Origin of the sequence: Brachyspira pilosicoli (assembly GCF_019402445.1) — a bacterium.
Classification (GTDB): Bacteria; Spirochaetota; Brachyspiria; order Brachyspirales; family Brachyspiraceae; genus Brachyspira; species Brachyspira pilosicoli_B.
The window spans coordinates 1-10,013 of the sequence record NZ_SRZM01000251.1; the positions used below are offsets into that span (position 1 = coordinate 1).

At 26.6% G+C, this 10,013-nt stretch carries 10 protein-coding genes; 9 read left to right on the top strand and 1 reads right to left on the bottom strand.

Going from position 1 to position 10,013, the window contains the following annotated elements; translation table 11 throughout:
• The 9 genes from E6A48_RS08400 to E6A48_RS08440 all read left to right on the top strand — a co-directional run.
• On the top strand, nucleotides 1-1,124 hold a 1,124-nt coding region (locus tag E6A48_RS08400; RefSeq protein WP_219709665.1), incomplete at its 5' end, for an AGE family epimerase/isomerase.
• A gap of 135 nt (nucleotides 1,125-1,259) precedes the next feature.
• Nucleotides 1,260-2,270: a SagB/ThcOx family dehydrogenase gene (locus tag E6A48_RS08405; protein ID WP_219709666.1), complete on the top strand. Its 1,011-nt coding sequence runs from the start codon at nucleotides 1,260-1,262 to the stop codon at nucleotides 2,268-2,270.
• A gap of 33 nt (nucleotides 2,271-2,303) precedes the next feature.
• Nucleotides 2,304-3,389 carry a streptolysin associated protein SagC gene (locus E6A48_RS08410; protein WP_219709669.1) on the top strand — a complete coding sequence of 362 codons (1,086 nt, stop codon included), beginning with the start codon at nucleotides 2,304-2,306 and terminating at the stop codon, nucleotides 3,387-3,389.
• Between the two features lie 55 nt (nucleotides 3,390-3,444).
• Entirely contained in the window at nucleotides 3,445-4,785 is a 1,341-nt protein-coding gene (locus E6A48_RS08415; RefSeq protein ID WP_219709672.1) for a YcaO-like family protein, read from the top strand.
• Complete coding sequence (locus E6A48_RS08420) at nucleotides 4,760-5,413, top strand: CPBP family intramembrane glutamic endopeptidase (RefSeq protein ID WP_219709673.1); 654 nt, start codon at nucleotides 4,760-4,762, stop codon at nucleotides 5,411-5,413. The genes E6A48_RS08415 and E6A48_RS08420 overlap by 26 nt, the downstream gene beginning before the upstream one ends.
• A gap of 221 nt (nucleotides 5,414-5,634) precedes the next feature.
• On the top strand, nucleotides 5,635-6,150 hold the full coding sequence (locus tag E6A48_RS08425) for a hypothetical protein (protein ID WP_444546397.1): 516 nt from the start codon (nucleotides 5,635-5,637) through the stop codon (nucleotides 6,148-6,150).
• 339 nt (nucleotides 6,151-6,489) lie between these two features.
• A complete protein-coding gene (locus tag E6A48_RS08430) occupies nucleotides 6,490-7,185 on the top strand; it encodes an ABC transporter ATP-binding protein (RefSeq protein WP_219709675.1) in 696 nt (231 codons plus the stop codon).
• Between the two features lie 177 nt (nucleotides 7,186-7,362).
• Nucleotides 7,363-8,079, top strand: coding sequence for an ABC transporter permease (locus E6A48_RS08435; RefSeq protein ID WP_219709677.1), 717 nt, complete (start codon nucleotides 7,363-7,365; stop codon nucleotides 8,077-8,079).
• 308 nt (nucleotides 8,080-8,387) lie between these two features.
• Complete coding sequence (locus E6A48_RS08440) at nucleotides 8,388-9,017, top strand: DUF4405 domain-containing protein (protein WP_219709679.1); 630 nt, start codon at nucleotides 8,388-8,390, stop codon at nucleotides 9,015-9,017.
• A gap of 3 nt (nucleotides 9,018-9,020) precedes the next feature.
• Here the strand turns inward: E6A48_RS08440 and E6A48_RS08445 are convergent, their stop codons facing one another.
• Nucleotides 9,021-9,950 carry a carbohydrate kinase family protein gene (locus E6A48_RS08445; protein WP_219709681.1) on the bottom strand — a complete coding sequence of 310 codons (930 nt, stop codon included), beginning with the start codon at nucleotides 9,948-9,950 and terminating at the stop codon, nucleotides 9,021-9,023.
• Nucleotides 9,951-10,013 lie beyond the last annotated feature (63 nt).

The following is a 10,013-nucleotide window of genomic DNA, read 5'->3' on the forward strand; positions in this document are numbered from 1 at the left end:
TACCATTTTGGCTTAAAAATGGACTTGATAAAAAACATGGCGGATACTATACGGCATTAGATAGAAAAGGAGCGTTAATAGAAAGTGATAAATCTGTATGGTTTCAAGGAAGATTTGCTTGGGTACTTTCTACTCTTTATGCTGACTTTGAGAAAAGAGATGAGTATCTTGATGCTGCAAAATCTGGAATAGACTTCTTAGAAAAATACTGTTTTGATAAAGCAGGTGACGGAAGAATGTATTTTAGAGTTACAGAAGATGGTAAGCCTATTATAAAAAGATTAAGATACTACTTTTCAGAAACATTTTGTTTAGTAGCTATGGCGGCATATTCGAGAGCTAGCGGAGATAAAAGCTATGCTAAAAAGGCAAGAGATATACTTGATAATATAGATCGCTATCAAAAAGAAGGTCTTTTAATTCCAAAATTTGATGCAGGCAACAGACCTACTATAGCATTCGGACCTCCTATGATAATGCTTGCTACAGTTCAGGAGTTAAGAAAAGCAGACCCAGAAAATAAAGATTATTATAATAAGTATATTGATAAACTTCTTTCTAATATTAAGTTATTTTTATATGAAGATAAAAAAGCAGTATTAGAACAATGTAACCCTGACGGCACTTTGCAAGACCATTTTGAAGGCAGATTATTAAATCCAGGTCATGCTATAGAATCATCTTGGTTTATATTAAGAGAGTCTATTGAGAGAGGACATGATGAAAAATTAAAAGCTCTAGGACTTAAAATATTTGACTGGATGTGGGAATGGGGCTGGGACAAAGAATACGGCGGAATCATTCAATATATGGACGTACTTGGAAAACCTAAAAGCGAATATCACCATGATATGAAGTTTTGGTGGCCTCAAACAGAAGCTGCTATTGCTGCTTTATATTGTTATTACTTTACTAAAGATGATAAATATTTAGAAAAACATGATATGGTTAAAGAGTACACTAAAAAATTCATCGACACAGAATACGGCGAATGGTATGGTTATCTTCACAGGGATGGAAGAATATCTACAGACTTAAAAGGTAACATGTATAAAGGACCTTTCCATATTCCTAGAATGTATATGAAATGTGTAGAGATAATAGATGCTATTAATGCAAAATAATAATTAAAAAATATAATTAATTAAGGCTAGGCTTTTTTATTAAAGTCTAGTCTTTTTTGTTTATATTTTAATTTTACAAAATAATTTTTTTTAGTATTATATATGAGATGTAATTTATAAAAATAGGAATGTTATGTGTCTATTATAAAAAAGAATAAAAAAGATGTTAAAAAAATAGAGATAAGCAAAGAAGAGTTAGAATCTAGAGAGATACCATTACTTTTTAGCGTTGTGAATTTTTCTTCAAATATACCTGTTTCTATGTATGCTGACACTATAGGAATAAAAACTTCAGAATCTTCTTATAGAGGAGCGATGCACTCTGAAGTAAATAGAAATATAAGCGAAGAATATTTGTTAAACTCAAAGAAATCATCAATAGATTTATCTTCTATGTTTAATGTAACAAGCTATTCATCATTTCCAATAGATGCTGCTTTAAGTAATAGAGTGTTATTAGAGGAAGAGGTTCATAAAAAAGGAAATGCCATAAAACTTCCTCCATATAAAAATATTAATGCTCCTATAGGTTCGGTTATAAGGTCTAGAAGAAGCAGGAGAGATTTTAAGGGTAAACCATTAACATTAAGCGATTTGTCTACTTTGCTTTATTATGGAGATGGAATTTCTGGGGATTTTGATTTTAATTTAAACAAAGAAGAATATGGCACTATAACTTTTGGCGATAAATATATGTCTAAGCTTCGTACTGCTCCATCAGGCGGAGGCCTTTATCCTATTTATTTGTATATTGTGGCACTTAATATAAATAGTCTTGAAAAGGGTATATACAAATATATGCCTTTTACTCATTCGATTGAAAAGATAAAATTATTTAATAATGATGATTTAGAAAATTACTATAACAATAATGTTTTCGGTGGGGGAATAGATTTAAGAAAAACTTCTTTATCTATTTACTATGTGTATAGTATATATGAAAACACTAGAAAATATGGAGATATGGCTTTGCAGTTTGCTTTGATAGAGACTGGAGAGATTGCACAAAATATACAGCTTACTGCTGCTGCTAGCGGTATTTTAGCATGCGACATTGGAGGATTTAATAAAACTTTATCTGAAGAGTTATTAAATCTAGATGGGCAGACTAATCATGTTGTGCATTTAACTTTGCTTTCAAAATAATTTTTATAAAAAATAAATAGTAGGTTTGTTAAAATGGCTAAAAAAAATATTAAACTTTATGATAATGCGAGTGTATTTTTTAATTCTGATGATGAGATTAGATTTAGAAAAGGGATATGGAATTTTGAAGAGGCTTCTTTAGAGCTTAATGATTTAAATGACAATGTAAAAGAGGCTTTAATATTTATTGCTAAAGAACTTTTTGATGATAAATTAATTTCTTTTGATAATGTAGTTAAGAAATTTTCTCTTGATGAAAAAGACAGTAATTTTTTGAATGAAATTATATCTTCTCTTATCGGCAACAGATTTTTAGAGTATGATGAGAACAATATGCTTAATAGTATTTATGAGCTTATAGGTGAATATTTTTATGATATACCAGATGAAAGCAAGGTTCAAAAAAACAAAGTAATGTTTATAACAGACAGTGATAGGCTAAAAGAATATGCTAAATTAATGTCAGAAGATTTGTATATGAATGTTGTTATGATGAATATTGATGACATAAAAAAACTAGAAAAAGCAAATCTCACAGATACAACTGATGCTATTGAAAATATTGAAAAACAAAAAGAATTATTAAAGTTGTTTGATGATATATCTTGTGTGGTTGTAAGTATAGAGAAACCAAGATTAAATTTACTTAGAAATATTAACAGGCTTTTACTTGAAAAATCAATTCCTATGATTATATCAATATTAGACGGACCTTTTTTGAATATCACAACTATAAAAGCAAAAGAAACAGCTTGTTATGAATGTTTTGAAAGTAGAGTGATAGCAAGAAATGAAAGCTTATCTGTTTATAATAAATTCGTTAAACAAACTATTAATTTAAAATCAAATAATAAAAAAACTTATATAACTCCAATTTTGCAAACATTCACTTCTATTGCATTATATGAAGCTTTTTTATTTGCCACTATAGGAAAATGCAAACTCTCAGGACGCGTAATTAATGTTTATATACCTTCTATAGAGATTCAAATTCAGGATTTACTCAGAGTGCCTTTCTGTGCGGCATGCGGACATATAAGCAAGGCTAAATATAATGAAATGTATACTTCTTCAAAGGAGATAATAGAAAAGTTTTCAAGCAAAGTGATAATAAAATGATTAAATAATTGAAAATATTTTATTTTTTTATAAATTATATAAAAATGGAAAACATATGATTAAATATTACCCAAGCCATAAAAATGTTTTAAATAAATACAATTCTATTTGCGGACATCAGACTGGTATTATGGATTCTATTATTGTGATGCAGGCTAATTCTGTTATTGCTCAAAATATTAATACTTGTACTTCTATGCTTCCAGATTATCATAAAATATTATTAGGTGATAATGCTGAAGTTAATTATCATCTTTCTGGTTATGGCATTTATAGAGATGAAGCTATTATAAGATTATTAGGCGAAGGTATTGAGAGATATGCATTATTTACAGCAAATTTGTATTTTGAAGAAAAATTAAAATATGCTTCTTATAATCAATTAAAAGAAAAATATCCTAATAATGTAATACCTTTTGAATATGTTAAAATATACAGCGATGAAGATTGCAACAAATTAAACAGCATAGGAATTTTAGAAAATATTACAGAAGATGATATATTATCTTGGGTGCTTCTTCCTTCTTTGTTTGATAAAGAAAAAGAGTATTATATTCCAGCACAGAATTTCTTTTTATCACATATAATAAGAAAAGATAAAAATGAAAAAGTGTTTATAGGCGGATTTTCTAAAGGAAGTGCTAGCCATAAAAATATTAAATTAGCTTTAAAATCTGCTATAACTGAAATTATAGAATGCGACGCTTGTATGATAAAATGGTATACAGAAAGCAAAGTTAAAGAAGTTATTATTGATGATGATGTTCTTAATGAAACTATTAATACAATTTTAAAAGATATTAATTATAAAATAAGAGTGTTTGATTATACTGTTGATAAAAAGTTAGGCTATGTTTTTACTGTTATGCTTATAAACAAAAGTGAAAAAAGTCCATATATTGTGGTAGGTGCTTCTTCTGGTCTTAATCCTAAAAAAGTGATATACAGAGCTTTTATGGAGGCTTTGGCTATACTTACATTAAATATTAATGGACCATTATCAATGCCTGCTGATTATTTGGAAACTAAATATCAAAAAACTTATCTAAACCTTGACAGCAATGTTAATTATTGGGCTTCTTTAGATGATAAAGACAAAAAACTTAAATTTATAAACAGCAAAGTTACAGAAAAAATTGAATTAAGAAAATATAAAAACCTCGAAGGAAATACTGATTTGGAGTATTTATTTAATGGTCTTTATAATATTTCAAAATATGCAGTTTATTTGGATATCACTCCAACAGAAATAGCTGATAAAGATTTGCATGTAATGCGTGTATATGTTCCAGAGCTTGTGCAAATGTCTATGCCTGCTTTCCCGTATAGTAAGCACCCTAGAATAATTAAAAATGGAGGAATTTCAAATAATGAATTTCCACACCCATTACCTTAGTGCTATTCTTGTACTAATTGCTGTTTCTTTTCCTACTTCTTTGATTGGTATATTTTTAAAATTAAATCTTGGAAGAATAAGCACTATTTTGCCTAATGCTTTAAGTTATTTTTTATTTGTAATAATGGCATTTTTTACAGGGTATGTTGGAAGTATTAATTATAATGTTAATATTTATTTTGTTGTTTTAGCTTTTATTATGTCTTTTGTATGCATTGCTGTAGAGATAATTGAAGCTTATGCTGTTCATTTTATTAAATATAAATTTTGGATTAAAAAAATATCAGTTCATGAAATTATAAATAAAAATAATGTTTTTTTTGATATTATAATTATATTGATAGGTGCTATTTGCGAGGAGATTATTTTTAGGCAGGTATTTTTTAATATTTTATATAACATATTAGAATTAAATATTTTTATTGTTATTATAATATCAGCCTTTATATATTCCATTAATCATATATATTTTGGTGCTAATGCTGTATTTCAAAAATTTATAGTGGGTATAATATATTCTTTGTTGTTTGTATATTCTTCTTTTAGCGTAATAATACCAGCTATTACTCATTTTTCTCAAAATATGATTTTATATATATTAAGCAAAAAAAGAGAGGATATAAATTGATATTTTTAAAACTTATACCTTATATTATAATATGCTTTATATTAGGAAGTATAATAAAATTCTTAAATTATAAAAATATCATAAATAATCTATGTTTTAATATTATGAATTATTCTAAAAAAGATTATGATGACATTTATATTTACATAAGCACCTATATATATTGGTTTTTTATAATTATATTTGCAATTATTATTAGTTTTTTGCAAAAACAAAATATTTTGTTATATTTATTTGTAGAAAGAAAATATATTGTTTATATTTTTATTAATATTTTTGCTCTTATTTCTGCTTTTGAAATAATATTAGCAATTATAAGTTTATTTAATAAAAATATAAAAACAAATGTTATATTTAATAATATATTATCGTCTGCTCCTATTAATTTATTATATTCTTCAAGAAACAATAAAAAGTGGACTTTAATATTATTAGCAAGTGTAATTAAATGTTTATTTTTTAATGGAATAATATATTTATCTATTAAAAATCAATTTCAGGAGTTTAATTTATTTTTTATAATTCTTGTAGTTGCTTTATTATTTTCTTTTGAAGAGATGCTTAGGCTTAATAATTTCAAAGAGGCTTTAATTTTTATAGTTTCTTGTTTTATTATTACAGCTATTAATGCCATTTCTTTTGAATATACTAATAGTTTAATTGCACCAATATTTGCTAGTGTTTTTTTTACAATATACTATTTTGGTCAGTTTGAAAATATGGGAATATATTCATAAAAATTGGTATTACTCTCTTTGATATTAAAACTATTAAAGAGTTTAATATAATACATCTAAAGGAGTTATTTATATGATTAAATATTCTTCAAAAGTACGCACAACATGTTCTTTAAAGAGCCAATCTGCGGTATTGACTCCTGGAGGATGTTGCTGTTCTTGTTGTTGTTCTTGTTGTGTTAATGTAACAACTACAACTAACAATTAATTTATTATAATTTTTTATAATAAATTTGTATGTCTGCTGCATTGTTATGATGCAGCGGGCTTATATGTATTGACATTTTTAATATATGTTGTTTTAATAATTATAGTTTTTATCAAATAGAGTTGGTCTTAATGCAAGAAATATTAATAAGTGCTAAAAATATAGAAAAAAAGTTTAATAAAAATATTATTCTAAAAGATGTAAGTTTAGATATAAATAAAGGCGAAGTAATAGCACTTGTTGGTCCAAATGGTTCAGGCAAAACTACATTAATTAATATATTATTAGGAATATTAAAAGCTGATAAGGGTGAATTAAAAATTAATATAGAAAATTATAAAAAACATATAGGTCTTCAATTACAATCTACTCCTTTTTTTGAAGGCTACAATGTAAAAGATAATATATTAATGTTTTCAGCTCTTTATGATATTAAGATGAGCGATGAAGAAATAGAAAGTATTTTTAATAAATATAATCTTAATCCGAAAACACCTGCTATAAAGCTTTCAGGGGGAGAGCAGAAAAAACTTGCTATAATGATAGCTACTATGCAAAACCCTGATTTACTTATATTTGATGAGCCTACTGCAAGTTTAGACCCTAGGGAAAGATATAATATAAAAAATATGATATTAGAGCTTGCTAAAAATAATAAGACTATACTTTTTACTTCTCATGATTTGGAGGAGGTAGAAGATATAGCTAGTAAAATAGTATTTTTATATAAAGGAGAGATATTAGAAAAGGGCAGCAAAGAAGAACTTTTAAAGAAGTATAATTTTGACAGTTTGGAGAAAGTTTATTTGCATATTACTAATTATTAATTTTAGTATTAATTATATACTTGCACTTTTGCCGTAGGCGTACTTCGTATGCTTCTTTGACGAAGTCAGCACCGCGATTGAAAGAAGTTCTTCAGGGCGACCGAAGGGAGTACCTTTAGGTGTGTAAGGCTGGAAAAAGAACAACAAAAAATTATAAATATATATTAAAAAATTATTATGAAAACTATATTTAAACTCACTATAAAAAAAGCTATAAGAGACCCTTTCCTTATATTCTGGTCTATATTCTTCCCAATAGTTACAATAATAGCATTGGGTATATTATTTAATACAGAAAGCTATACTATTCATATACTTACTGCTATGACTTGTGTGAGCGTGCTTGCTTATTCTTTTATGACTACTAGTTTTAATGTATTAAGTCAAAGAAGAAGGGGTGTTTATAATTTGCTTAAAGTAACTCCGCTTCCTTTATACAAATATATTATAAGCTCTTCTTGTGCTTGGGTGATGATATCTATTATAAGCTCTTTGTTTGTATTTATTTCTTGTGCTTTGTTTTTTAAATTAGAGTTTTCTTTTGTTTCTATACTTTTATTTTTGCCTATCATTATAGCGGCATCTTTAGTTTATATATTTATAAGTTTCTTTGTTTCTAGTTTGATCAAAAATAATGAAACTGCTAGCATACTATATAATATTATTTTAATGGGTTCTATGTTTTTGAGTGACGGTTATTATTCTTTGTATAATGCTCCAAGTGTAGTGAAGTTTTTAAGCAGATTAAATATTTTTCAGTATTTTTTGAATGCTGTTAGGGGAGCTTATTATTTTGATTTTCAGTCATATTTTATTGGTTTAGCGGTGCTTTTAGCTTGTTTAATAATTGCTTTAATTCTTGCAGTTAATACTTTCAGATATGTTGACAAGTAATAATAGGCTTGTTTTTATATTTAAACAACTATATTTTGTCAAAAATAAATTTATATTTTTGTTTTGATATTTTGGGCTTCGTGCCTATGGCAAAAGACTGTATTTTTAACCTCAATTTTAGGTGTTATCATATATTTAATACATATTCTAATAATATAAGGTTGTAATATTTGCGTTTTTTGCAACTTTTTTGTGCGGCAAAAAAGTTGATAACATTCCTATAATCCACAGAAGTTTGTCAAATATAGTTCTTTAGGTATATGCTAAAATTAATCAATTATATTATATAAAAAAGGAGGAACTTATTTATGAAAAGAATAATTAAAATTACAGTAGACATAATAATGACTATGCTCTTCTTTGTTTTAATGGCATATCACTTTACAGGTGATGCCGTGCATGAATATTTGGGATTCTCACTTTTTATATTTTTTATACTTCATCATATACTCAATTTTAATTGGTATAAAAATATTTATAAAGGCAAATATAATTTTAACAGAATATTAAACACATTTATTAACACCATGCTTTTTTTGTGTATGGCAGGACTAATGATTAGCGGAATACTGTTTTCTCAAAGAGTGTTAGGTTTTCTTAATATACATAATAGCGGAATGTTTACAAGACGCCTTCATATGATTTCAAACTCTTGGGCTTTTGTATTTATGTCGGCACATTTGGGAATGCATTGGGGTATGTTTATAAATAGAAAGTTTATTAAAAAACAAATCTCTATAATAATAGCTTTGTTTGTTTCTATATATGGGGTTGTTTCATTTATTAAAAGAGGATTATATAATAAAATGTTTCTGCTTGTGGAGTTTGCTTTTTTTGATTATGAAGAGCCTGTAATATTTTTCTTTATGGATTATGTGTCTATAATGGGGCTATTTATATTTATAACATATTGCTTAAAAAAATTATCGAAAGAATGAATTTTATTTAAATATCATGTTTAGTCTTTGCTGAACATTTTCTAAACTTATATTATTGTTAATAGTCTCTTCGCTTTCTAATGCGAGCATAGACATAATTGCAGCAAACTTTACTTTGTAATCCAAATCAAAATTGTTGTATATAGAATAAATTATACCAGCCATAAATGCATCCCCTGCCCCTGAAGCATTTAGTATATTTACTTTAGGTGCGTTTAAATGTGCTGGCTTTGTTTTAGCAGAGGCGTAGCATATTCCTTTTTCTGCAAACGTAATGTATATTTCTGATACTCCTATGTCTATAAATCTACTCACCGCCTCCAAGCCGTCTTCTATAGTGCTAATGTCTTTGTCTAGAAGAAATGAAGCTTCGTTTGAATTAAGCTTCAGAGCATATATATGTTTTTCTAATCCTTTTATATTTTCTGCTTTTTTTACTGATACGGCATCGCATAATAATTTTTTGTCTGGAAAGTTTTTTATTAAATATTCAAAAATCTCTCTTTTTATTACGGCATCTATTGTGATGAGCTTTGCATTTTTTATTATATCTTTTATACTCTCTAAATATTCTATTGTAATGTTTTTGTCTAAATCGTCCATATCAGAAACGGCTAAATACATATCTTTATCACTATTCATTATAGCCATATATGTTGTTGAAGAGCCTTTTTTTATAATATATGAAGTATCTATATTAAGCGATTTTATATTGTTTAAAAGAATATCACCGAATATATCATTTCCTATTGATGTTATAAACTTGATATTGTAAAGACCTAAGTTTGATAGATTATGAACAATATTTCTTTCAACGCCTCCTGCACATATATTTATTTTTGCAGGGTTTGATTCTTTTAATAAAATATTTTCTTTGGAGAAGCCTTGTATATCTATATTAGAACCGCCTATAGAAACTATATATTCGTTCATAAACTGTTTTTTCCTTTTTTAATTTTTTTATGTTATATTAAAAGACATTATTTGACAATATGT